Here is a 23,164-nt window from a genome sequence, read left to right as displayed (position 1 = left end):
TTGCCTCACGGCACGAGGGGTTTTTTGTTGCACAGGCACCAGTTCAACACCGTACAAACCTCGCAAAAACCCTCAGCATCGAGAAGAGAATGCCGATGACCGAGCAGGCCACCGGGGCCCACCATCCGCAGCCGCGGCCCCGTTCCGGAGGACAGCAGTCCGCCCCCGAGCACGTCACGGGCGCGCAGTCCCTCATCCGCTCGCTCGAGGAGGTCGGGGCGGAGACGGTATTCGGTATCCCCGGCGGCGCGATCCTCCCGGCCTACGACCCGCTGATGGACTCGAAGCGCGTGCGGCACGTGCTCGTCCGGCACGAGCAGGGCGCGGGTCACGCGGCCACCGGCTACGCGCAGGCCACCGGCAAGGTCGGCGTGTGCATGGCCACCAGCGGCCCGGGTGCCACCAACCTGGTGACCCCGATCGCCGACGCCCACATGGACTCGGTGCCGCTCGTGGCGATCACCGGGCAGGTCGCGTCCAAGGCGATCGGTACGGACGCCTTCCAGGAGGCGGACATCGTCGGTATCACCATGCCGATCACCAAGCACAACTTCCTGGTGACCAAGGCCGAGGACATCCCGCGGACGATCGCGGAGGCCTTCCACATCGCCTCCACCGGCCGTCCGGGCCCGGTCCTCGTCGACATCGCCAAGGACGCCCTCCAGGCGCAGACCACCTTCCAGTGGCCGCCCACCCCGGACCTGCCCGGCTACCGCCCGGTGACCAAGCCGCACGCCAAGCAGATCCGCGAGGCCGCCAAGCTGATCACCCAGGCCAAGCGGCCCGTCCTCTACGTCGGCGGCGGCGTCCTCAAGGCCAAGGCCACCGCCGAGCTGAAGGTCCTCGCAGAACTCACCGGAGCGCCCGTCACCACCACCCTGATGGCGCTCGGCGCATTCCCCGACAGCCACAAGCTGCACGTGGGAATGCCGGGCATGCACGGTGCGGTCACCGCCGTCACCGCGCTGCAGAAGGCCGACCTGATCGTCGCCCTCGGAGCCCGCTTCGACGACCGCGTCACCGGCAAGCTGGACAGCTTCGCCCCGTACGCCAAGATCGTGCACGCCGACATCGACCCGGCCGAGATCGGCAAGAACCGCGCCGCGGACGTGCCGATCGTCGGAGATGCCCGCGAGGTCATCGCCGACCTGGTCCAGGCCGTGCAGAAGGAGCACAGCGAGGGCCACGCCGGCGACTACACCGCCTGGTGGAAGGACCTGAACCGCTGGCGCGACACGTACCCGCTGGGCTACGAGCAGCCGGACAACGGCTCGCTGTCGCCGCAGCAGGTCATCGAGCGCATCGGGCAGCTCGCCCCGGAGGGCACGATCTTCGCGGCGGGCGTCGGCCAGCACCAGATGTGGGCCGCGCACTACGTCAAGTACGAGCAGCCCGCGACCTGGCTGAACTCCGGCGGCGCCGGAACGATGGGCTACGCGGTCCCGGCCGCGATGGGCGCCAAGGCCGGTCAGCCGGACCGTACGGTCTGGGCGATCGACGGCGACGGCTGCTTCCAGATGACCAATCAGGAGCTCACCACCTGCGCCCTGAACAACATCCCGATCAAGGTCGCCATCATCAACAACGGCGCCCTCGGGATGGTCCGCCAGTGGCAGACCCTCTTCTACAACCAGCGCTACTCCAACACCGTGCTGCACAGCGGCCCGGGCGCGGACGGAAAGCAGCCGAGCGCCGGCACCCGCGTCCCCGACTTCGTGAAGCTGTCGGAGGCCATGGGCTGCTACGCGATCCGCTGCGAGTCCCCGGACGACCTCGACAAGGTCATCGCGGAGGCGAACTCCGTCAACGACCGCCCCGTCGTGATCGACTTCATCGTCCACGAGGACGCGATGGTCTGGCCGATGGTCGCCGCAGGCACCTCCAACGACGAGGTCATGTTCGCCCGGGACGTCCGCCCCGACTTCGGCGACAACGAAGACGACTGAGAGAGAGCCGAGTCAGAACCATGAGCAAGCACACCCTCTCCGTCCTCGTCGAGAACAAGCCCGGTGTCCTCGCCCGGATCACCGCCCTGTTCTCCCGGCGCGGCTTCAACATCGACTCGCTCGCCGTCGGTGTCACCGAGCACCCCGACATCTCCCGCATCACCATCGTGGTGAACGTGATCGAGGCACTGCCGCTCGAACAGGTCACCAAACAGCTCAACAAGCTCGTCAACGTCCTGAAGATCGTCGAGCTGGAGCCGTCCGCGGCCGTGCAGCGCGAACTCGTTCTGGTGAAGGTGCGCGCCGACAACGAGACGCGCTCCCAGATCGTCGAGATCGTCCAGCTGTTCCGCGCCAAGACCGTGGACGTCTCCCCGGAGGCCGTCACCATCGAGGCCACCGGCGGCAGCGACAAGCTGGAGGCCATGCTCAAGATGCTGGAGCCGTTCGGCATCAAGGAGCTCGTCCAGTCCGGAACGATCGCGATCGGACGTGGGGCACGTTCGATCACGGACCGCTCGCTGCGCGCGCTGGACCGATCCGCGTAAGTCTGGAAACGGGCGGTCGTCAGTCGTCGGCCGCCCGCATTCCGAGACCCCGAAACTTCCCGTCACCTCACCGGCATACGGTGGGACGCATCACCTGCACACCAAGGAGAGAACCCAAAGTGGCCGAGCTGTTCTACGACGCCGACGCCGACCTGTCCATCATCCAGGGCCGCAAGGTCGCGGTCATCGGCTACGGCAGCCAGGGCCACGCCCACGCGCTGTCGCTGCGTGACTCGGGTGTCGACGTCCGCGTCGGTCTGCACGAGGGCTCCAAGTCCAAGGCGAAGGCCGAGGAGCAGGGCCTGCGCGTGGTGACGCCGTCGGAGGCCGCCGCCGAGGCCGACGTCATCATGATCCTCGTCCCGGACCCGATCCAGGCCCAGGTCTACGAGGAGTCCATCAAGGACAACCTCAAGGACGGCGACGCGCTGTTCTTCGGCCACGGCCTGAACATCCGCTTCGGCTTCATCAAGCCCCCGGCCGGCGTCGACGTGTGCATGGTCGCCCCCAAGGGCCCGGGCCACCTGGTCCGCCGCCAGTACGAGGAGGGCCGCGGCGTTCCGTGCATCGCGGCCGTCGAGCAGGACGCGACGGGCAACGGCTTCGCGCTCGCCCTCTCGTACGCGAAGGGCATCGGCGGCACCCGCGCCGGCGTCATCAAGACGACCTTCACCGAGGAGACCGAGACCGACCTGTTCGGTGAGCAGGCGGTTCTCTGCGGTGGTACGGCCGCGCTGGTCAAGGCCGGCTTCGAGACGCTGACCGAGGCGGGCTACCAGCCGGAGATCGCGTACTTCGAGTGCCTCCACGAGCTGAAGCTGATCGTCGACCTCATGTACGAGGGCGGCCTGGAGAAGATGCGCTGGTCGATCTCCGAGACCGCCGAGTGGGGCGACTACGTCACCGGCCCCCGCATCATCACGGACGCCACCAAGGCCGAGATGAAGAAGGTCCTCGCCGAGATCCAGGACGGCACGTTCGCCCAGGCCTGGATGGACGAGTACCACGGCGGTCTGAAGAAGTACAACGAGTACAAGACCCAGGACGAGAACCACCTCCTGGAGACCACCGGCAAGGAGCTGCGCAAGCTCATGAGCTGGGTGAACGACGAAGAGGCGTAAGCCCGACGGCGAGGGGCCGGAGCGTGACGCTCCGGCCCCTTCGTCGAACCCCGGGTAACGCCTGGGAACAGGCCGTTGTCCACCCCGTCCAGCCACGGACGGGTGATCCTTCCGCAGCGGCGTAAGGCGACGTCCGCGACGCCACTAGACTGCTGCACTACATACGCGTTCAGGCCCACAACGTCGTGCGTCTTCCACGCGGCAAGCACCCCTCCACCGCCTGCGGCCGTCGGGACGGCCGTCCGCATTGGACTTGTGAGGACTCACGTGAGCTCGAAACCTGTCGTACTCATCGCTGAAGAGCTGTCGCCCGCGACCGTCGACGCCCTTGGCCCGGACTTCGAGATCCGGCACTGCAACGGCGCGGACCGCGCCGAGCTGCTGCCGGCGATCGCCGACGTGGACGCCATCCTGATCCGCTCGGCCACCAAGGTCGACGCCGAGGCGGTCGCCGCCGCCAAGAAGCTGAAGGTCGTCGCACGAGCCGGCGTCGGCCTGGACAACGTGGACGTCTCCGCCGCCACCAAGGCCGGCGTGATGGTCGTCAACGCCCCCACCTCGAACATCGTGACCGCCGCCGAGCTGGCCTGCGGTCTGCTCCTGGCCACCGCGCGCAACATTCCGCAGGCCAACTCCGCGCTGAAGAACGGCGAGTGGAAGCGCTCCAAGTACACGGGCGTCGAGCTGGCCGAGAAGACCCTCGGCGTGGTCGGCCTCGGCCGCATCGGCGCGCTCGTCGCCCAGCGCATGTCGGCCTTCGGCATGAAGGTCGTCGCCTACGACCCCTACGTGCAGCCTGCCCGGGCCGCGCAGATGGGCGTGAAGGTCCTCTCCCTCGACGAGCTGCTCGAGGTCTCCGACTTCATCACCGTGCACCTGCCGAAGACCCCCGAGACCCTCGGTCTCATCGGCGACGAGGCGCTGCGCAAGGTCAAGCCGACGGTGCGCGTCGTCAACGCCGCGCGCGGCGGGATCGTCGACGAGGAGGCGCTGTTCTCGGCGCTCAAGGAGGGCCGCGTCGCCGGTGCCGGCCTCGACGTGTACGCGAAGGAGCCCTGCACGGACTCCCCGCTCTTCGAGCTCGACGAGGTCGTCTGCACCCCGCACCTCGGTGCTTCCACGGACGAGGCGCAGGAGAAGGCCGGTATCTCCGTCGCCCGGTCCGTCCGTCTCGCCCTCGCCGGTGAGCTGGTCCCGGACGCGGTGAACGTCCAGGGCGGCGTCATCGCCGAGGACGTCAAGCCGGGCCTGCCGCTCGCCGAGAAGCTCGGCCGCATCTTCACCGCCCTCTCGGGCGAGGTCGCGGTCCGCCTCGACGTCGAGGTGTACGGCGAGATCACCCAGCACGACGTGAAGGTGCTCGAACTCTCCGCGCTCAAGGGCGTGTTCGAGGATGTCGTCGACGAGACCGTGTCGTACGTCAACGCCCCGCTGTTCGCGCAGGAGCGCGGCGTCGAGGTCCGCCTGACGACCAGCTCGGAGTCCTCGGACCACCGCAACGTCATCACCGTGCGCGGCACGCTCGGCAACGGCGAGGAGGTGTCGGTCTCCGGCACGCTGGCCGGTCCGAAGCACCACCAGAAGATCGTGGCCGTCGGCGAGTACGACGTGGATCTGGCGCTCGCCGACCACATGGTCGTCCTCAAGTACACGGACCGCCCGGGTGTGGTCGGCACGCTCGGCCGCATCCTCGGCGGGGCCGGCATCAACATCGCGGGCATGCAGGTGTCCCGCGCGGTCGCCGGCGGCGAGGCCCTCGCGGTGCTCACGGTCGACGACACCGTGTCGCAGAACGTGCTGACGGAGCTGGCGGAGGAGATCGGCGCGACCTCGGCGCGGTCGGTCAACCTCGTCTGACGGTTCGTCGTACGGGATCTGACGGTTCGTCGTACGGAAGTGGGGGCCCGGTCACCTGTGGTGGCCGGGCCCCCACTGTGTTGCGCGGGCCGTGGAGCGCTCGGGTGAGCCGTCAGGTCGGCTCCGGTTCGAGCAGCCCCTCCCGGTACGCGATCACGACGGCTTCCGTGCGGCTCGCCGCGCTCAGCTTCGCCAGGATGTTGGAGACGTGGACGCTCGCCGTCTTGCCCGTGATGAACAGCTCCTCACCGATCTGCCGGTTGGTGCGGCCGCGGGCCAGCAGTCGGAGTACGTCGTTCTCCCGGGCCGTCAGTACCGCGGTGCCGTCCGCCGCGGGTGAGGTCTCGGCGAGGCGGCCGCGGCGGACGAGCGTCTCCACGGCGTCGAGCAGGGGCGCGGCGCCGAGGAGGGTGGCGGTCTCGCGGACCGCCCGGGCCTGCTCGGCGGCCTCCTCGCGACGGCCCGCCGCGAGCAGCGCCTGAGCCAGCCGGCGCCGGCAACGCGCCCGCTCGTACGGATCGCCGTACGCGAACGCGGTCACCGCCTTCTCCCACACCACCACGTCCGGACCGGACACCGTGCGCGTCCACTCCGCCTCGGCGCGGGCCAGCCAGGCCACGCCCTCGGGGCCCTGCTCGGTTCCGTCCTCGCCCCGGTCGGCCGTGGTGCGGGCCAGCTCCAGCAGCTCGGCCGCGGTGTCCGTCCAGCGGCGGACGGTCGCCGCGTCGCCGGTCAGGCGCGCCTCCTCGGCCGCGTCGGCGACCGCGGCCAGGGCGAGCGCGGCAAGCCGTACGCCGACGTCCGGGCGCTCGTTGACCGCGCCGTCGGCCAGCGCGGCCAGCGTGCCGTGGACGCGCTCGACGGCCGCCTCCGGATCGCCCCGCAGGGCCGCGGCGTCGGTCAGCACGATGCCGGCCACGAGCGTGGCCATCCACTCGGACGGCCCGTCGAGGAGCGCCTGGGCGCGGTCGGCGGCGGACCGCTCGCCGCGGGCCAGCGCCACATACAGCGCGGGGCCGATGGCGAATCCGGCTGCCGCGGGCAGCCGTTCGGCGTCGGCGGCGGCCGCCCGGGCGCACTCGTCCCAGCGGCCCAGGGTGTAGAGGATCAGGGACTGGAGGTAGCGCAGCTCCAGGGCGTACGGCGAGGACAGCAGCCCGGTGCGGCTCGCCCGGTCCAGTCCGTCGGACAGCCAGGTCAGGCAGTCGTCCAGCGCGCCGGTCTCGTAGGCGCCGATGGCCAGGTTGAACAGGGCGCGCATCTCGACCGACACGTTGCCCGCGCGGCGGGCCAGTTCGCGGGCCTGCCGCAGCCGGTCCCGGCCCTCGGGGGTACGCCGGTCGTGTCCGTCCAGGCCGACCAGGGAGACGATCAAGTCGGCCTGGGCGTCGGCCAGTTCGAGCCGCTCGGCGACGGCCAGGGCCTGCCGGGCCACCCGCCCGGCGTCCTCGTCCTCGCCCACGTAGCGCGCGGCCATGGCGTGGGTGGCCGCCGCCCACACCCAGGTACGGGACGGGGGCTCGGCGGGGATCATGGCGAGCGCCTCGCTGCTGTAGGTGAACGCGGCCTTGAGGCTGTCGACGCGCATCAGGTTGCCGGCGAGGGTGTAGCGGACGCGGGCGGCGAGTTCCGAGTCCGTGTCCGTGCCGGCGCGGGCGAGGGCGGCGCGGGTCAGGGAGACGGCGCGGTGGCTCTCGCCGGCGTGCGCGGCCGCCGCGGACGCGCGCAGCGTGAGCGTCACCGTGTCCAGGCCGGGCGTGGTGGGGCGGTCCGCGGGGGCCACGGCCGGCCACAGCTCCAGCGCCGCCTCGAGGTGGCTCAGCTCCTCGGCGGGCGCGCCGAGCCGCTGGGCGTGGTCGGCGGCTTCGAGGGAGGCGCTGAGCGCGTCGGGGAGGTTGTGGCTCTCGCGGGAGTGGTGGGCGCGTTCGGCGGCGGTCTTGGCGGGGTGAGAGCCGGGTGGGCCGTCGTGTCGGCCCGCGGCGGTGAGGAGCCCCGCGAACGTGCGGTGCAGTCGCACGCGTTCGCCCGGCAGCAGGTCCGCGTAGACCGCCTCGCGGGTGAGGGCGTGGCGGAACGAGTAGGTGTCGCGGTCGTCCGGGACGAGGAGTTGGCGGCCGACCGCCTCGCGCAGTGCCGACTCCAGTTCGTCGTCCGGGAGTTGGACGGCCTCGCGCAGCAGGTCGTGCTCGACGCGGCGGCCGGCGACCGCGGCCGTGCGCAGCACCTGCTGGGCCGTGTCCGACAGTTGTTCCAGCCGGATGAGGAGAACGTCGGCGAGGCCGCTGGGCAGCGCCGGGGTGGGGCCGTCCATGGACTCGTGCGGGGGCTCGCCCGTCCCGGTGGCCGTGTCGGTGGTGGCGGCCAGCAGTTCCTCCGCGTAGAAGGCGTTGCCCTCGGCGCGTTCGACGATCCGGCGGACCGTGGTGTCGGGGAGCGGGCCGGCGCGCAGGGCACGGACGAGGCGGGTGACCTCGGCGTCGGCCATCGGGCGCAGCTCCAGGCGGTCGACGGCGGGCAGCCGTACGAGCTCGGCGAGCAGGGGGCGCAGCGGGTGGCGGCGGTGGAGGTCGTCCGCCCGGTACGAGGCGAAGACCGCGAGGCGGTGGGCGGGGGCGCCGGCCGTGGGGAGTTGGAGCACGCCCCGGCTGAGCAGGAAACGGAGGAGGTCGCGGGAGGACTGGTCGGCCCAGTGGAGGTCCTCCAGGACGAGGAGGAGGGGGCCGTGTTCGGAGAGGTCGGCGAGGAGGGCGGCGACGCTCTCGAAGAGCTGGAGCCGGCTGCCGTCGGCTCCGCCGCCGAGGAGGCGGTCGACGGCGGGGTGGGCTGCCAGGGCGGGGGCGAGGCGGTCGTCGGTGGCGAGGGTGCCGAGGATTTCCGTGAACGGGAGGTAGGGCAGACCCACGTCGCCGAGGTCGACGCAGTGGCCGGTGAGGACCGTCATGCCGGTGCGGGTGGCGTGTGCGGCGGCTTCGGCGAGGGTGCGCGTCTTGCCCACGCCGGCGTCGCCTGCGACGAGTACGGCGCGGGGGTCGCCGCCGCGGGCGCGGTCGAGTACGCCGGTGAGGCGGGCGAGTTCGGCTGCACGGCCGATGAACGGGGTCTCGACGGAAGGCGGGAGCTGCGGCACGGGTCCATCCTGGCACGCGGGGTCGTGGGGGTGGGCGGGCCGCGTTGGGGGCGGACGGGCGGCGGTGCGCCGGGGCCGGGGCCGGGCTCCTTACGCCGGGGGGCCCGAGTACGTCGGTGGGTCCGAGTACGTCGGTGGGTCCGAGTACGTCGAGTGGGCCCGAGTACGTCGAGTGGGCCCGAGCATGCCGGTGCGCCCGAGCCGCTCCTCCGGAACCGGCTCGGGCCCACCGGTGGTGCCGTCAGGCGGCGGGCACCTGTTCCGGCGTCGCGGACTCGCTCTCGCGCACGGCCACCTTCCGCAGCGTCGCCGTCGCCAGGAACGCCGCGCCCAGCAGGAGTACCGCCCCGGCGAGCGCCGCCGCCTGCATACCGCTGGTGAACGCGTCCCGCGCGACCGCGATCAGTGCGGTGCCCGCGCCGCCCGGCAGCTCCTGTGCCACCGCCAGCGCCGCGCCCAGCGTCTCGTGGGCGGGAGCCGGGGCCGAGGCCGGGATCTCGTGGTGGTAGACCGCCGTGCCGATGGAACCCAGGACCGCCATGCCCAGCGCGCCGCCGAACTCCGCGCTCGTCTCCATCAGCGAAGAGGCCGCGCCCGCCTGCTCCAACGGTGCCGCGCCCATCGCCAGGTCCATCATCTGGGACATCACGGTGACGATCCCGGAGGCGAGGACACCCGCCCCGGCCAGCACCAGCCACATCGAGTCCGTACCGGCGAGCGCCAGCATCCCGTAGCCGCCCGCGGCGACGACGAACCCGGCGCTGACGACGTACGCGCGGTTCACGCCCTTCTGTACGAGCTGGGTGGTCACGGGTGCCGCGAAGCCGATCAGCACCGACGGGAGCAGTGACCACAGGGCCGCCTCGAGCGGGCTGTTGCCGAGGACGGACTGGAGGTACTGCGTGGTGAAGAAGGCCGAACCCAGCATGGCGAAGCAGGAGATGAGGTTGAGGACCATGGCGGGGGTGAAGCCGTGGGCCCGGAAGAGGGCCGGTGAGATCAGGGGCGACGCGGCCGTGCGCTGGCGGTGGACGAAGAGGGCGGCGAAGAGCAGACCCACCGTCACGCACACCACGTACGAGGCGTGCCAGCCCTCGGAAGGGATCTCCTTGAGCCCGTAGATCACCGGGAGTACGGCCGCCATCGACAGCGGCACGCTCAGGAGGTCGAAGCGGCCCGGGTCCGGGTTCTTCGACTCCGGCAGCAGGATCGGGCCGAGGACCAGGAGCAGCGCCATCGCCGGCAGGTTGACCAGGAAGACCGAGCCCCACCAGAAGTACTCGACGAGGACACCGCTCATCACCGAGCCGAGCGCGATGCCGGCCGTCATGACACCCGACCACAGGCCGACGGCCTTCGCCCGCTGCCCGGGGTCGGTGAACATCGTGCGCACGATCGCCATCGTCGACGGCATCAGGGTCGCGCCGCCGATGCCGAGGACCGCGCGGGCCGCGATCAGGGTCTCGGCGCTGTTCGCGTACGCGGCCACCAGCGAGGCCGTGCCGAAGGCCGCGGCGCCGATCAGGAGGAGCTTGCGGCGGCCGATGCGGTCGCCCAGCGAGCCCATCGTCATCAGCAGGCCGGCGAGCACGAACGCGTAGATGTCGAAGATCCACAGCTGTTGGGTGCTGCTCGGCTCCAGGTCCGCCGTGATCGAGGGGATCGCGAAGTAGAGGACCGAGACGTCCATCGAGACCAGGAGCAGAGGGAGCATCAGGACGCAGAGGGCGGTCCATTCACGGCGGCCGGCCCGGGTGCCAGGTGCGCCGGGTGCGGGGGTCGTGCTCGTCGGGTTCGTCATGCCAGGAACCATACGGGCGTCTTAAACGCTTGTCTAGAACAATTGTATAAGTCATGTGTCTAGGACGCTTGTCTGTCCCGGTTGTAGGGTGGCGGGCATGGGACACCGTGAGGATCTGCTCGAGGGCGCCAAGCGCTGCCTGGTGGAGAAGGGGTTCGTGCGCACGACCGCGCGCGACATCGTGAAGGAGTCGGGGACCAACCTGGCCTCGATCGGCTACCACTACGGGTCCAAGGACGCGTTGCTCGCGGAGGCGTACGTCGATCTGATCTCGAACGTCGGCGACACGTTCGGGGCGTTCGACGAAGGCGCCGCGACGGGGGAGCCCGGTTCCCTCGAACGCTTCGAGGAAGCCTGGAGGGGCGTCATCAGGTCCTTCACCGAGGCCCGCCCGATCTGGCTGCTCACCTTCGAGGTGGTCACCAACGCCGACCGGCTTCCCACGGTCCGCGAGCACCTGGTCAAGGCCCAGGACGAGGGGCGCCGGGGCCTCATCCCCATGTTCATGGGCGGTCGCGAGGAGGACGTCGACGACGAGGCGTTGCGGACGCTCGGCGGCTTCTACCAGACGCTGCTCAACGGACTGTGCCTCCAGTGGCTCTTCGATCCCGACAGCGCGTCCACGGCCGAGGGACTCACCGCGGGCCTGCGACGCGTGATCGAGGCGGCCGCCAAGCCGACGGGCTGAGCAGCCGGCTTCGCCGCTGTCCGGCCGACGACCGAGCAGCCGGCTTCGCCGCTGTCCGACGACGACCGGATCGCCGGACCCGCGGCGGAACTCCCGTGCCCGGCGGCGCGTCGTGAAGATCGTGATGGACATGAACGGCACGTCGCTCGATGAGCTCTCCCGGTCCTGGGACGAAGTCCGCGAGAACCACCGCGACTACTACAACGACCAGTACGACCGGACGGTCCTCGACTGCGCGGCCCGCCTCGCCGCCGACCCCGGCGGTGGGGCGGCGTACGTGTGGACGCTGGGGCTGCTGGTGATGGCCCCCTACGTCAACTGGCTTCCGGGCGAGGGCGTCACCACGGCCGCCGTCGCCGCGCTGGAGGCCGCCGACGAGGCGCTGCGCGACCGGCCGTGCGACCACGCGTCCCACCCGTACCAGGTCCATGACGCCGAGGACGACCCGTATCTGACCGAGCAACTGGCCCCGCTCGCCGACGAGCGCGCCGACCGGGAGGGGCAACGGCCCCGGGACGAATGGCTCTGCCCGCCGAACGTCGCCGGATTCGCGCGGATCGCCCTGGACGTCGTCGACCCGGGATCGGTCACAGATGTGCCGCCCCGTCTGCCGGCCGAGGCCCAGGACACCATCGACACGCTGTCGGCGCTGCTGCACGGCTACCCCCACCCGGGGACCGACATCGACGACGAGATCTCCTCGCAGGCGTCGAACCTCTCGTGCGCGGAACCGGCGGACCGCGCCGGACATCTGCTGGTCGTCAGGGCGGTGACCTGGTACGCCGTCTCCGGAATGGTGCGTACGAAATCCGTCCTCGACGACCTGGCCGAAGCGGTCGAGAAGGCGTTGCCGCACTTCGCCGCCGCGTCCTGCGCCCACGAGTGGCATGCGACCCTGCCCGACAGCGGCCCGGACGCCGCGGAACTCGGCGTCCGCCTGAGCAGCGCCGGTGGGCGCGGCAGGTACGAACGCGACCGTACCGAGTCGGGGCGGGGCGCTCCGCTGGAGCACGTACTGTGCCCGGTCTTCATGGCGGAGGTCGCGGACAGGACACTGACGATGCTGCGCGAGCGGCGCGAGGTGCTCTTCGGGAACCGCGACACCTCCCACCTGGACGCCGAGTACCTGCGGGCCGACGGACGGCTGGAGATCGCGAGGATCGTGGAGCGGCTCGCCCACCACAGCTGGAACGAGGAGTACGCCGACGATCTGGCCCTGTGGGCCGCCCGCCGCCACGAGCGGGCCGACGGGCGGGAACGTGCGGTGCTGCTGCTCGCCGCCCACCAGGCGACGGAGATCTCGTATCCGAGCCCGCCCCTGTCGGTGGTCCGCGGCGTCCTCGCGACCCTGCGTACCGTCGCCGCCGCACCCCGCCTCGAGCGCTGCGCGCACGACGACGAGCACCCGCCGCTGCGGTACGAGGAGTTCCGCGACGCCATGCTCCACTTCTACGCGCCCGAGGAGTTCCCGCCACCCGAGGAGTGCCCCAGCCCGGAGGCCTGGACCTGCCCGCGGTTCGCCGTCACGGTCGCCGAGGAGTGCGTCAGCGGGCTGGAGGGTCTGTACGAGGACGAGGACGAGGCAGAGGGCGAGCCCGAGAACGGGTGAGGGGGACGACCGGGCGCCGCGACGGGCACTTACAGCGGAGCGCTAGCGCCCCGCCCTCAAAGCCGCGCCCCCTTCAACGCCATGTGCAGCAGCAGCCGGTCCTCGCCGTCGTCCAGGTCCAGGCCCGTGAGCTGTTCGACGCGTGACAGGCGGTAGTAGAGCGTCTGCCGGTGGATGCCCAACTCCGCCGCCGTGCGGCCCGCCTGGCCCGCACAGTCCAGGTACACCTCGGCCGTGCGGGCCAGTTCGCGGTGGGCGGGGGAGAGCAGGGTGCGTACGGCGGGGTCGTGCGCCGCCTTGGGAGGGAGCGCGGTCAGCAGCCGGAACGGGCCGATGGACGCCCACTCGGCGACCGGCCCGAGCCGCGGCTCCGCCAGCACCGCACGCGCGGCGGCCGACGCCTCCTGCCAGGCGGTGCCCAGTTCGACGAGCCCGCTGCGGGCGACCGCGACCCCGGCCGCCGCCGCTGTGCCGCCCCGGGCGCGCTCCAGCAGCCGGGCGGCCGCGGTCAGCGCCGGCGTCAGGACGTCCGCCGAGCGCAGCCGCACCAGCAGCGCCAGACTCTGCGCGGTCGTCCCCCACGGCACCGTGCACAGCGCGGTCGCCCCCGGCACCGTACGCACCGAAGGCGCGTCGTCCGGGTCGGCGGAGGGCCAGGGGGCCACGCAGACCACCGTGTGCAGGCTGTCGCCGCGCGGACCGAGGGCCGTACGCAGCTCCGCGACCGCCATGTCCCGCTGCCAGCCGCGCTCCGCGGTGAGCACCGCCCGCAGTTCACGGGTCAGGTCCGCGCCCGCCTGCGCCTCGTCGCCGAGGAGCGCGCCGATACGGGCGGCGACCTCCATGGCGGCGGCCAGCTGCTCCGTGGACGGCCCCGGATCGGTGTCCAGCAGCCACACATAGCCCAGCACCACCCCCCGATGGCGTACCGGCAGACAGACGCGGCCCCGGTGGACCCCCGCCTCCGGGGTCGGCGGGATCCGGACCGGGCCGGCCGCCTGCGCGATACCGAAGCCCTCGAACCACTTCCGCACCGCCGGGGTCGAGCGGCGCGTGAGGATCGAACGGGTGCGGACCGGGTCCAGGGTCGCCTCGTCGAAGCCGCCGTCGCCGTCACTGTCGTAGGCGGCGAAGGCGATCAGTTCGAAGTCCCGGTTCTCCAGCGTCGCGGGGGCGCCCAGGAGCGCCGAGATCTCGTCGACCAGCTCCTGGTAGTCACCCTTGTAATCGGCCTTCACTCGGGCATTCTCCCGCATTTCCCGAGCGCCCTCATACAAATGTCTGAGATCCAGGGCACGGATGCGTGACAGCTGTCGATGGCAGACCATCGGAGAGATCCTTAGGTTTCACGGTGGTTCTCCGGGCCGTACCCGAATGGTCGGGTGACGGCCTCTTGGTCACGCTTGTTCTGGAGGTGCCCCGTGCTGGGTCCCGTGATTCTCGCCGCGTCGCGCAGCGACCGCATGCGCCGCTTCGTGTCGGCGGCCCCCGGCACCAAGCAGGTGGTCGCCCGCTTCATCGCCGGCGAGAGCGTCGACCAAGTGGTGCCGGTCGTCCAGGACTCCGCCGCCAAGGGGCTCGAGGTCACCCTCGACGTCGTCGGCGAGGACATCACCACCCGCGAGCAGGCGTACGCCGCCCGGGACGCGTACCTCGAACTGATCGGCCGCCTCAAGGAGCTGGACCTCGGCACCCAGGCCGAGATGTCCGTCAAGCTGTCGATGTTCGGGCAGGCGCTGGACGGCGGTCACGAGCTGGCCCTCGCCAATGTCCGCCCGGTCGTCGAGGCCGCCGCCGCCATCGGCACGACCGTCACGCTGGACGCGGAGGACCACACCACCCTCGACTCGATGTTCGCCATCCACGAGGAGCTCCGCAAGGACTTCCCGGGGACCGGCTGCGTCATCCAGGCGTACCTCTTCCGTACCGAGGCCGACGCCCGCCGCCTCGCCGCGAACGGCAGCCGGGTGCGTATCGTGAAGGGGGCGTACAAGGAGCCCGCCGAGGTCGCGTACCAGCAGAAGTCCGAGATCGACAAGGCGTACGTCCGTGTCCTGAGGATCCTCATGGAGGGTGAGGGGTACCCGATGATCGGGTCCCACGACCCGCGCCTCATCTCCATCGCCCAGGAGCTGGCCCGCCGCGCCGGACGCAAGCTCGACGAGTACGAGTTCCAGATGCTGTACGGCATCCGCGGCGAGGAGCACCTGCGCCTGGCAGCCGAGGGCCACCGGATGCGGGTGTACACGGCGTACGGCACCGACTGGTACGGCTACTTCATGCGCCGCCTCGCGGAGAAGCCGGCCAACCTGCGCTTTTTCGCCCGCAGCATGCTGACCCGAGGTTGAGAGATGACGATCACCCGGACGCGCTGCCGGGAGTCCGGCCCGTGGCGCAGCCACTGTCAGGTGCTGCGTCCCCCGGAACAGCACAGTGCCCGCTCGATTCTCACCAAGGGCTGACCCACCCGCTCAGTTAGGAGTTACGGAACCCATGGATGCTGTGACCCAGGTCCCCACCCCCGTCAATGAGCCGGTGCACGGCTATGCCCCCGGCTCGCCCGAGCGCGCCCGTCTGGAGGCCAAGCTCAAGGAGCTGGCCGAGAACCCGATCGAGCTGCCGATGACCATCGGCGGCGAGAAGCGGCTCGGCGGCGGTGAGCGCTTCGAGGTGGTGCAGCCGCACAACCACAAGGCCGTCATCGGCACCGGCGCGCACGCCACGCAGCAGGACGCGCAGGACGCGATCGACGCCGCGCTGGCCGCCGCCCCGGCCTGGCGCGCGATGTCCTTCGACGACCGCGCCGCGATCATCCTGCGCGCCGCCGAGCTGCTGTCCGGCCCGTGGCGCGAGACCCTCGCCGCCTCCACCATGCTCGGCCAGTCGAAGACCGCCCAGCAGGCCGAGATCGACTGTCCGTGCGAACTGGTCGACTTCTGGCGCTTCAACGTCAAGTACGCCCGCGACCTGCTCGCCGAGCAGCCCCCGGCCAACTCGCCGGGCGTCTGGAACCGCCTCGACCACCGCCCGCTCGAGGGCTTCGTCTACGCGATCACCCCGTTCAACTTCTCGGCGATCGCGGGCAACCTGCCGACGGCTCCGGCGCTCATGGGCAACGTGGTCGTGTGGAAGCCGTCCCCGACGCAGACCCACGCCGCCGTGCTGCTGATGCGGCTCCTGGAGGAGGCGGGCCTGCCCAAGGGCGTCATCAACCTCGTCACCGGTGACGGCATCGAGGTCTCCAAGGTCGCCCTGGAGCACCGCGATCTCGCGGGCATCCACTTCACGGGTTCGACCAAGACCTTCCAGTACCTGTGGAAGACGGTCGGCAACAACATCGAGAAGTACCGCTCGTACCCGCGCCTGGTCGGCGAGACCGGCGGCAAGGACTTCCTGGTCGCGCACCCGAGCGCCGACCGCGCGGTCCTGAAGACCGCCCTGACCCGCGGTGCCTTCGAGTACCAGGGCCAGAAGTGCTCCGCGACCTCCCGCGCCTACCTTCCGGCCTCCATCTGGAACTCCGGCTTCAAGGAGGAGTTCGCGGCCGAGGTCGACTACCTGACCATGGGTGACGTCACCGACCTGTCGAACTTCGTCGGCGCGGTCATCGACGAGCGCTCGTTCGCCAAGAACAAGGCGGCCATCGACCGCGCCAAGTCGGACCCGACCTGCACGATCGTGGCGGGCGGCGAGTACGACGACTCGGTCGGCTACTTCGTGCGCCCGACGGTCGTCGAGTGCTCGGACCCGGAGAACGAGGTCTTCAAGACCGAGTACTTCGGCCCGTTCCTCGCCGTGCACGTCTACGAGGACGACGCGTACGACGAGATGCTGACCCAGATGGAGTCGGCCTCGGACTACGCGCTGACGGGTGCGGTCGTCTCCAACGACCGTGCGGCGGCCGCGTACACGATGGACAAGCTCCGCTACGCCGCGGGCAACTTCTACATCAACGACAAGTCGACCGGCGCCGTCGTCGGCCAGCAGCCCTTCGGCGGCGGCCGTGCCTCGGGCACGAACGACAAGGCGGGCGCCCCGCAGAACCTGATGCGCTGGACGCTGACCCGCGCCATCAAGGAGACGCTGGTCCCGCCGACCGACTACACGTACCCGCACATGGGCTGACGTCCAGTCACACCCGCCGGGCCAGGAAGTCGTCCATCAGGGCGGCGACCTGGCCCGCGTGTGTCTCCAGGGCGAAGTGGCCGGTGGGCAGGAGGTGGATCTCGGCCGTCGGGAGGTCGCGCTGGAAGGCGAGGGCGCCCGCCGGGACGAAGATCTCGTCGTGGCCGCCCCACACCGCGAGGAGCGGGACCTGGCTGGTGCGGAAGTACTCCTGGAACGCCGGATAGAGGGCGAAGTTGGAGCCGTAGTCGGAGATCAGGTCGAGCTGGATCTCGGACTGACCGGGGCGGGCCATCAGCGCCGCGTCGTGTTCGTACGCGTCCGGGCTGACCAGCGTGGGGTCCGGGACGCCGTGCAGGTACTGCCACTTGATGCCCTCGGGGCCACTGAGCGCGCGGACGGGCTCCTCGGTCGCGGGTGTGCGCTCCGCGATCAGGGCGAGGACGGGTGCCCAGGCCTCGGCGCCCAGCCCGTCCTCGTACGCGTTGCCGTTCTGGGTGATGATCGCCGTCACCCGCTCGGGGTGCGCGAGCGCGAGCCGCAGGCCGATCGGGGCGCCGTAGTCCTGGATGTAGAGCGCGTACTCCTTCAGGCCGAGCTGTTCGGTGAACTCGTCCGTGATCTCGGCCAGTCCGGCGAACGTGTACGGGAACTCCGTGGCGGCCGGCGCCGACGAGCGGCCGAAGCCCAGGTGGTCGGGAGCCACCAGGTGGTAGCGGTCGGCGAGGAGCGGCATCAGGTCGCGGAACATGTGCGAACTGGTCGGGAAGCCGTGCAGCAGGAGCAGTACCGGGGCGCCGGCCGGCCCCGCCTCCCGGTAGTGGATCTCGTGGCCGCGGACGGTGGCGGTGCGGTGGTGGATCCGGTGCGTGGTCATGTACGCGCCCCTAACCTCTGAAACCCTTTTTGGTGGTGGCGTTCAGTCCACCACGCCCATATCTAACCAGTCAAGAGTTAATGAGGGGTTAGGTGGTGGTGGGTGTCCGCGATACTGGGCCGATGGCCATCCGACTCCGTACCGCCCATACCGTGGATCTCACCGCCGCCGAACTCCGTTCCGTCCGCTCCTTGTTGGACGGCGCCTTCGAGGGGGGCTTTGACGACGAGGACTGGGACCACGGGCTCGGTGGTCTCCACGTCCTCGTGTACGACGCGCGGGGGCTCGCGGCCCACGGCTCCGTCATTCAGCGCCGCGTGCTGCACCGCGGCCGCTCGCTGCGCGTCGGCTACGTGGAGGCGGTCGGGGTCCGTGCCGAGGCACGCCGGAGCGGTCTGGGCGGGCGGGTGATGGCCGAGCTGGAGCGGATCGTGGAGGGGGCGTACGACCTCGGGGCGCTCTCGGCGAGCGAGAAGGGGGCCGCCCTGTACGCGGCCCGGGGCTGGCAGGTCTGGCCGGGCCGGATCGGCGCGCTCGGCCCCGACGGCATCGTGCGCCTGCCGGGGGAGGAAGGCAGCACCTTCGTGCGCGCCGCGGGGGCCGGCCCCCTCGACCCGGCGTACGACCTGGTCTTCGACTGGCGCGACGGTGACGTGCTCTGACGAAGACGCCCGGCACGGGAACGCGCCCGGTCTGGGGAGAGGCCTCGGCGTCGGCGGGGGCGGGCTGGTCGCCGTCGCGGGCGGTCGCGGTCCGGGACGGTCCCGGACCGGGCGCCGGCCAGGGAGTCGCTGCCCTGCGGCTGCATCCCGCGGCGGGTGATGCCGCCCGAACAATCACCGCAGGTCAGGCGAGTGTGACCCGATCCGCCGTCTCAGATAGTAGGAAGTCCGACTAACTGTAGAGACAGATGCGCGCCTCTCGCTTAGTTTTGTAGGAGCCGAACGTCTCGCTCGATCAAGCGAATGGCGGTCGTGAGCCGGAGCCCCTGGCAGGCAACCCCTGCGGCACCGCTCCCCGCCCCATCCGGCGTCTCGTAACCCCTTTCCGCTCCCGGAATTTCGAAGGAGTCGATTTCCCATGGCCGAGACGACCGTCCGCCGCCGAGTCCGTCACATCTCCCCTGCGAGCGAATCCGACCGCAAGAACGCCGCCGCAGCCCTCCAGCGCGCCCTCGACCGCCGGGACAACGGCGGGAAGACCGGGCACTGAACCCCGCCCTCACTGGGCATCACCAGGTAGCCGGGAGCCGCGCCCGCACGGGGTGCGGCGCGGCCGTGAGCCATGGGCTCACGCCCCGCACCGCACCTCGGACCTTCACGCCCCGCGCCGCACCTCGAAGTAGTCGATCCGCTCGCCGCTCTGCGCCAGCGCCGACACCTTGAGCTTCGCCGCCGCGCCGGTCTCCGCCTCCACCGAGAGGAACGAGAAGCCGGTGTAGCGCACCCGAGACCACTCCACGGTGTCGTGTTTGCGATGGCGCGCCTCGGTCCAGTGGAAGGTGTCCACGGACTCGCGGTCGGCCACGTTCCCCTCGTAGCTGTCCTTGACCCCGTCGGGGAAGCTGTACAGGCTCTTGCCCGCGCCGCCCGCCGTGACGTACACGATCCCGTCCCGCGTCGGGTCGGTCGACGCGCCGACCGGGACCGCCCTGCCGACGCGGCCGCCCTTGATGGCGTCGGTCCGCTCGTACACATGGTTGTGCCCGTTGATCACCAGGTCCACCTGGTGCTTGGCGAACAGCGGCAGCCACGCGTCCCGCACGCCGCCGTCGGAGGCGTGCGTCGAGGTCGAGTACGCGCAGTGGTGGAAGAAGACCACGACGAAGTCCACCGAGGCCGACGCGCGCAGTTCGCCGAGCCGCCGGTCGAGCCAGGCCGTCTGCCGACCGCCCGTAAAGCCCTTGTTGGCGGGAATCTCGTACGACACGTCGTTCGCGTCCAGCGCCACGATCCCGACATTGCCGTAGGTGAACGAGTAGACGCCCGGCGCCTTCTGCGGGTCGAAGCCGTTGTCCGGGAGCGTCCAGCGCGCCGACTGGCCGCCGTACCCGTTCGGCGAGTACCACGCCTCCATGTCGTGGTTGCCGGTCGTCACCATCCACGGCACCGACTTCGCCACCGACTCGGTCTGCGCGAGGAACTGGTCCCAGACCCGGGGGTCGTAGATGTCCGACTCCTCGCCGTGCCCGGTCGTGTCCGCGTAGCAGATGTCGCCCGCGTGGAGGTGGAAGGACGGGTGGCGGCCGAGGATCACCTTGTCGTTGGCGAGCGCGTCGTAGCTCACCCCCTGGTCGCCGAAGGCGGTGAACACGAACGTCTCCGGAGCCGCGGGCGCCGTACGGAAGGAGCCGACCGTGGACAGCCGCTCCCGGGACGCCGGGTCGAAGCCGTCGTGCCCGACCCCGTAGTAGTACCGCGTACCGGGCCTGAGGCCGTCGAGGGCCGCGTGCAGGTAGTACTGGTCCACCGCGAACCGCTGCCCGGTCAGCCCCGGCGTGTGCAGATCCCGGACCTCGGCCGCCATCCTCCGGCTCAGGTCGGTGGGCTTCAGCCCCACCCGTACATACGGCTTTTGGACCGCGAGCGGCACCTGCCACGAGATCCGCATCTGTGTCTTCGGATCCGCGCCGAAGGCGAGATGGCGGCCGAAGGGGGCCACGGCGGAGCCGTGCACCGTCCCGGTGGCGGGCGCGGACGACGGGGTACCGGTTGCCGTGCCCGACCCGGCACAGCCGGTCAGCAGCCCGCCGGCCACCCCGCCCGCGGTCAGCAGCACGCCACGCCGGGACAGCTTCGTACGCAGGTACTCGTACTGCTCCGCCATGCTCATACGGCGCGCGAGCCGCTCGGGGATGCCGACGTTCGGGGTGTCCATGCCGGTGAACTTCCCAGCGAAGCCCAACGACCGCCAAACGTACGGGTGAACGGCAGCCGACGGATTGACCCGTGAGGCGTGTACGGCCACCCCGATGTGTCCGTATCGCGGACACCCCGTGTCATCCCATGGGACAAGGAGTACGGTGCCGTCATGGCTCGCAGCATCAATCTCGCAGTGATTCCCGGTGACGGCATCGGCCAGGAGGTCGTGGCCCAGGGGCTCAAGGTCCTCTCCGCCGCCCTTCCCTCGGACGTGAAGCTGGAGACCAAGGAGTTCGACTTCGGCGCCCGGCGCTACCACGCCACCGGTGAGACCCTCACCGACGCCGACCTCGACGCCCTGAAGCAGCACGACGCGATCCTGCTCGGCGCGATCGGCGACCCGTCGGTCCCGTCCGGCGTCCTGGAGCGCGGCTTCCTGCTCAAGCTGCGCTTCGCCTTCGACCACCACGTCAACCTGCGGCCCTCGAAGCTGCTCCCCGGCGTCGAGACCCCGCTCGCCGGCCAGCCCGAGATCGACTTCGTGGTGGTGCGCGAGGGCACCGAAGGCCCGTACACCGGCAACGGCGGCACCATCCGCACCGGCACCCCGCACGCGGTCGCCACCGAGGTCTCGCTGAACACCGCCTTCGGCATCGAGCGCGTGGTGCGCGACGCCTATGCCCGCGCCCAGGCCCGCCCCCGCAAGAAGCTGGCGCTCGTCCACAAGAACAACGTGCTCGTGCACGCCGGTCACCTGTGGACGGACATCTTCAACAAGGTGGGCGAGGAGTTCCCGGACGTCACCACCGAGTACATGCACGTGGACGCGGCGACCATCTACCTCGTCACGCAGCCCGAGCGCTTCGACGTGATCGTCACCGACAACCTCTTCGGTGACATCATCACCGACCTCGCCGCGGCGATCTCCGGCGGCATCGGAGTCGCCGCCTCCGGCAACATCAACCCGTCCGGCGCGTACCCGTCGATGTTCGAGCCCGTGCACGGCTCGGCACCCGACATCGCCGGCCAGGGCAAGGCGGACCCGTCCGCCACGATCCTGTCCGTCGCCCTCCTGCTGCGCCACCTCGGCTACGAGGCCGAGGCCGCGCGTATCGAGGAGGCCGTCTCCGCCGACCTCGCGGAGCGTGTGGGCAAGCCCGCCCGCAGCACCGACGAGATCGGTGACGCGCTCACCGTACGAGTAGCAGGCTGACCCGCCGCGCCACTGCCCTTTGAGAGACAGCCGCCGGGTCGCATCCGCACCCGGCGGCTTTTCCTATGCCCTCGCCGGGTGCCACCATCAACCCCTGGGCACTTCCCTGGGCCGCACGCACACCGTTCACAGCCACGGCGAACCGCGAGCGATAATCGAACGCGGAGCCGCGGAATGAGGGAATGCTCGGACGTCCACGCACTGGCCACTGGCGGTACGGGCGTGAGCGCGGCCCGCCACACACAACCGGTGAAGGACAACCACTCATGACGACGCCCACGATCGAGCTCAAGCCCTCCGCCAGTCCGCTCTCCGACGCGGAGCGCGAGGCGATCCTGGCCAGCCCCGGATTCGGCCGCCACTTCACCGACCACATGGTGACGATCAAGTGGACGGAGGGACGCGGCTGGCACGACGGCCAGCTCGTTCCGTACGCCCCGCTCTCCCTCGACCCGGCCACCATGGTCCTGCACTACGCGCAGGAGATCTTCGAGGGCCTGAAGGCGTACCGCCAGCCCGACGGCTCGGTGGCCTCCTTCCGCCCCGACATGAACGCCAAGCGCTTCCAGGCCTCGGCCCGCCGCCTCGGAATGCCGGAGCTGCCGGTCGAGACGTTCATCGAGGCGTGCGACGTGCTGGTCCAGCAGGACGCGTCGTGGGTGCCGGCGCACGGCGGCGAGGAATCCCTCTATCTGCGCCCGTTCATGATCGCGACCGAGGTCGGCCTGGGCGTGAAGCCCGCCAACGAGTACCTCTTCCTCGTCATCGCGTCCCCGGCGGGCGCGTACTTCCCGGGCGGCGTGAAGCCGGTCTCGATCTGGCTCTCCGAGGACCGCGTGCGCGCCGTCCCCGGCGGCATGGGTGACGCCAAGACCGGCGGCAACTACGCCGCGTCGCTGCTCGCGCAGGCCGAGGCCGCCGAGAAGGGCTGCGCCCAGGTCGCGTACCTCGACGCGGTCGAGCACAAGTGGGTGGAGGAGCTCGGCGGCATGAACCTGTACTTCGTGTACGGGAACAAGATCATCACGCCCGCCCTGACCGGCTCCCTCCTCGCGGGCGTCACCCGCGACTCCCTGCTCTCGGTCGCCCGTGACCTGGGCTACGAGTCCGAGGAGGGCCGCGTCTCCATCGACCAGTGGCAGGCCGACACCGAGAACGGCACGCTGACCGAGGTCTTCGCCTGCGGTACGGCCGCGGTCATCACGCCGGTCGGCACGGTCAAGCGCAGCAGCGCCGAGTGGCAGCACTCGGGCGGTGAGCCGGGCGAGGTCACCCTGAAGCTGCGCGAGGCCCTCCTCGACATCCAGCGCGGCATCGGCGAGGACAAGCACGGCTGGATGCACCCGCTGGGCTAGACCGACAGGGCCTCGCCCTCACTCATGGCTGTTCAG

General features: G+C 70.9%; 17 protein-coding genes. 12 read left to right on the top strand and 5 right to left on the bottom strand.

Annotation, left to right across the window (positions count from 1 at the left end; translation table 11 throughout):
• Positions 1–89: 89 nt before the first annotated feature.
• From SAVERM_RS14240 to serA, 4 genes are all read left to right on the top strand, one after another.
• Positions 90–1,946, top strand: coding sequence for an acetolactate synthase large subunit (locus tag SAVERM_RS14240; RefSeq protein WP_037649761.1), 1,857 nt, complete (start codon positions 90–92; stop codon positions 1,944–1,946).
• 20 nt (positions 1,947–1,966) lie between these two features.
• Positions 1,967–2,494 (top strand): acetolactate synthase small subunit, encoded by a 528-nt coding sequence (gene ilvN / locus SAVERM_RS14235; RefSeq protein ID WP_010984164.1) that lies wholly within the window; start codon positions 1,967–1,969, stop codon positions 2,492–2,494.
• 119 nt (positions 2,495–2,613) lie between these two features.
• Positions 2,614–3,615: a ketol-acid reductoisomerase gene (ilvC, locus tag SAVERM_RS14230; RefSeq protein ID WP_010984163.1), complete on the top strand. Its 1,002-nt coding sequence runs from the start codon at positions 2,614–2,616 to the stop codon at positions 3,613–3,615.
• Between the two features lie 267 nt (positions 3,616–3,882).
• Entirely contained in the window at positions 3,883–5,472 is a 1,590-nt protein-coding gene (gene serA / locus SAVERM_RS14225) for a phosphoglycerate dehydrogenase (protein ID WP_010984162.1), read from the top strand.
• Positions 5,473–5,584: 112 nt separating this feature from the next.
• On the opposite strand, the gene SAVERM_RS14220 is transcribed toward serA, so the two are convergent.
• Both SAVERM_RS14220 and SAVERM_RS14215 read right to left on the bottom strand, forming a co-directional pair.
• Positions 5,585–8,599, bottom strand: coding sequence for a helix-turn-helix transcriptional regulator (locus SAVERM_RS14220; protein WP_010984161.1), 3,015 nt, complete (start codon positions 8,597–8,599; stop codon positions 5,585–5,587).
• A gap of 241 nt (positions 8,600–8,840) precedes the next feature.
• The gene (locus SAVERM_RS14215) at positions 8,841–10,400 is read right to left on the bottom strand and encodes an MFS transporter (RefSeq protein ID WP_037649759.1); all 1,560 of its coding nucleotides are present in this window, start codon (positions 10,398–10,400) and stop codon (positions 8,841–8,843) included.
• Positions 10,401–10,497: 97 nt separating this feature from the next.
• Here SAVERM_RS14215 and SAVERM_RS14210 point away from each other — a divergent pair, with 97 nt between their 5' ends.
• Both SAVERM_RS14210 and SAVERM_RS14205 read left to right on the top strand, forming a co-directional pair.
• Positions 10,498–11,088, top strand: a complete 591-nt coding sequence (locus tag SAVERM_RS14210) for a TetR/AcrR family transcriptional regulator (protein ID WP_010984159.1) — start codon at positions 10,498–10,500, stop codon at positions 11,086–11,088.
• 130 nt (positions 11,089–11,218) lie between these two features.
• Positions 11,219–12,697, top strand: a complete 1,479-nt coding sequence (locus SAVERM_RS14205) for a hypothetical protein (RefSeq protein WP_237528787.1) — start codon at positions 11,219–11,221, stop codon at positions 12,695–12,697.
• Positions 12,698–12,753: 56 nt separating this feature from the next.
• On the opposite strand, the gene SAVERM_RS14200 is transcribed toward SAVERM_RS14205, so the two are convergent.
• Positions 12,754–13,953 carry a PucR family transcriptional regulator gene (locus SAVERM_RS14200; RefSeq protein WP_010984157.1) on the bottom strand — a complete coding sequence of 400 codons (1,200 nt, stop codon included), beginning with the start codon at positions 13,951–13,953 and terminating at the stop codon, positions 12,754–12,756.
• A gap of 165 nt (positions 13,954–14,118) precedes the next feature.
• Between SAVERM_RS14200 and SAVERM_RS14195 the strand changes: the two genes are divergently transcribed.
• Complete coding sequence (locus tag SAVERM_RS14195; RefSeq protein ID WP_010984156.1) at positions 14,119–15,045, top strand: proline dehydrogenase family protein; 927 nt, start codon at positions 14,119–14,121, stop codon at positions 15,043–15,045.
• 145 nt (positions 15,046–15,190) lie between these two features.
• Complete coding sequence (pruA, locus tag SAVERM_RS14190; RefSeq protein WP_010984155.1) at positions 15,191–16,822, top strand: L-glutamate gamma-semialdehyde dehydrogenase; 1,632 nt, start codon at positions 15,191–15,193, stop codon at positions 16,820–16,822.
• A gap of 7 nt (positions 16,823–16,829) precedes the next feature.
• Here pruA and SAVERM_RS14185 read toward each other — a convergent pair whose 3' ends face one another.
• Positions 16,830–17,699: an alpha/beta fold hydrolase gene (locus tag SAVERM_RS14185; RefSeq protein ID WP_010984154.1), complete on the bottom strand. Its 870-nt coding sequence runs from the start codon at positions 17,697–17,699 to the stop codon at positions 16,830–16,832.
• Between the two features lie 122 nt (positions 17,700–17,821).
• Between SAVERM_RS14185 and SAVERM_RS14180 the strand changes: the two genes are divergently transcribed.
• Together SAVERM_RS14180 and SAVERM_RS45320 are read left to right on the top strand one after the other, a co-directional pair.
• Positions 17,822–18,361, top strand: a complete 540-nt coding sequence (locus SAVERM_RS14180; RefSeq protein ID WP_037649754.1) for a GNAT family N-acetyltransferase — start codon at positions 17,822–17,824, stop codon at positions 18,359–18,361.
• Between the two features lie 418 nt (positions 18,362–18,779).
• Positions 18,780–18,911, top strand: a complete 132-nt coding sequence (locus tag SAVERM_RS45320) for a hypothetical protein (RefSeq protein ID WP_010984152.1) — start codon at positions 18,780–18,782, stop codon at positions 18,909–18,911.
• 105 nt (positions 18,912–19,016) lie between these two features.
• Here SAVERM_RS45320 and SAVERM_RS14175 read toward each other — a convergent pair whose 3' ends face one another.
• The gene (locus SAVERM_RS14175; protein ID WP_037649752.1) at positions 19,017–20,576 is read right to left on the bottom strand and encodes a purple acid phosphatase family protein; all 1,560 of its coding nucleotides are present in this window, start codon (positions 20,574–20,576) and stop codon (positions 19,017–19,019) included.
• A 153-nt stretch (positions 20,577–20,729) separates the two neighbouring features.
• On the opposite strand from SAVERM_RS14175, the gene SAVERM_RS14170 reads away from it, so the two are divergent.
• On the top strand, positions 20,730–21,773 hold the full coding sequence (locus SAVERM_RS14170; RefSeq protein WP_010984150.1) for a 3-isopropylmalate dehydrogenase: 1,044 nt from the start codon (positions 20,730–20,732) through the stop codon (positions 21,771–21,773).
• A 266-nt stretch (positions 21,774–22,039) separates the two neighbouring features.
• Positions 22,040–23,128: a branched-chain amino acid aminotransferase gene (locus SAVERM_RS14165; protein ID WP_010984149.1), complete on the top strand. Its 1,089-nt coding sequence runs from the start codon at positions 22,040–22,042 to the stop codon at positions 23,126–23,128.
• Positions 23,129–23,164 lie beyond the last annotated feature (36 nt).

It is taken from the genome of Streptomyces avermitilis MA-4680 = NBRC 14893 (assembly GCF_000009765.2).
Lineage (GTDB): Bacteria > Actinomycetota > Actinomycetes > Streptomycetales > Streptomycetaceae > Streptomyces > Streptomyces avermitilis.
This window is presented reverse-complemented; position numbering and strand designations above follow the sequence as displayed.

Excerpts from the sequence above, each read along its gene's own strand:
- SAVERM_RS14240 (WP_037649761.1), top strand. The coding sequence starts at position 90 with ATGCCGATGACCGAGCAGGCCACCGGGGCCCACCATCCGCAGCCGCGG.
- ilvN (WP_010984164.1), top strand. The coding sequence starts at position 1,967 with ATGAGCAAGCACACCCTCTCCGTCCTCGTCGAGAACAAGCCCGGTGTC.
- SAVERM_RS14215 (WP_037649759.1), bottom strand. The coding sequence starts at position 10,400 with ATGACGAACCCGACGAGCACGACCCCCGCACCCGGCGCACCTGGCACC.
- SAVERM_RS14210 (WP_010984159.1), top strand. The coding sequence starts at position 10,498 with ATGGGACACCGTGAGGATCTGCTCGAGGGCGCCAAGCGCTGCCTGGTG.
- SAVERM_RS14205 (WP_237528787.1), top strand. The coding sequence starts at position 11,219 with ATGAACGGCACGTCGCTCGATGAGCTCTCCCGGTCCTGGGACGAAGTC.
- SAVERM_RS14200 (WP_010984157.1), bottom strand. The coding sequence starts at position 13,953 with ATGCGGGAGAATGCCCGAGTGAAGGCCGATTACAAGGGTGACTACCAG.
- pruA (WP_010984155.1), top strand. The coding sequence starts at position 15,191 with ATGGATGCTGTGACCCAGGTCCCCACCCCCGTCAATGAGCCGGTGCAC.
- SAVERM_RS14185 (WP_010984154.1), bottom strand. The coding sequence starts at position 17,699 with ATGACCACGCACCGGATCCACCACCGCACCGCCACCGTCCGCGGCCAC.
- SAVERM_RS14180 (WP_037649754.1), top strand. The coding sequence starts at position 17,822 with ATGGCCATCCGACTCCGTACCGCCCATACCGTGGATCTCACCGCCGCC.
- SAVERM_RS45320 (WP_010984152.1), top strand. The coding sequence starts at position 18,780 with ATGGCCGAGACGACCGTCCGCCGCCGAGTCCGTCACATCTCCCCTGCG.
- SAVERM_RS14175 (WP_037649752.1), bottom strand. The coding sequence starts at position 20,576 with ATGGACACCCCGAACGTCGGCATCCCCGAGCGGCTCGCGCGCCGTATG.
- SAVERM_RS14170 (WP_010984150.1), top strand. The coding sequence starts at position 20,730 with ATGGCTCGCAGCATCAATCTCGCAGTGATTCCCGGTGACGGCATCGGC.
- SAVERM_RS14165 (WP_010984149.1), top strand. The coding sequence starts at position 22,040 with ATGACGACGCCCACGATCGAGCTCAAGCCCTCCGCCAGTCCGCTCTCC.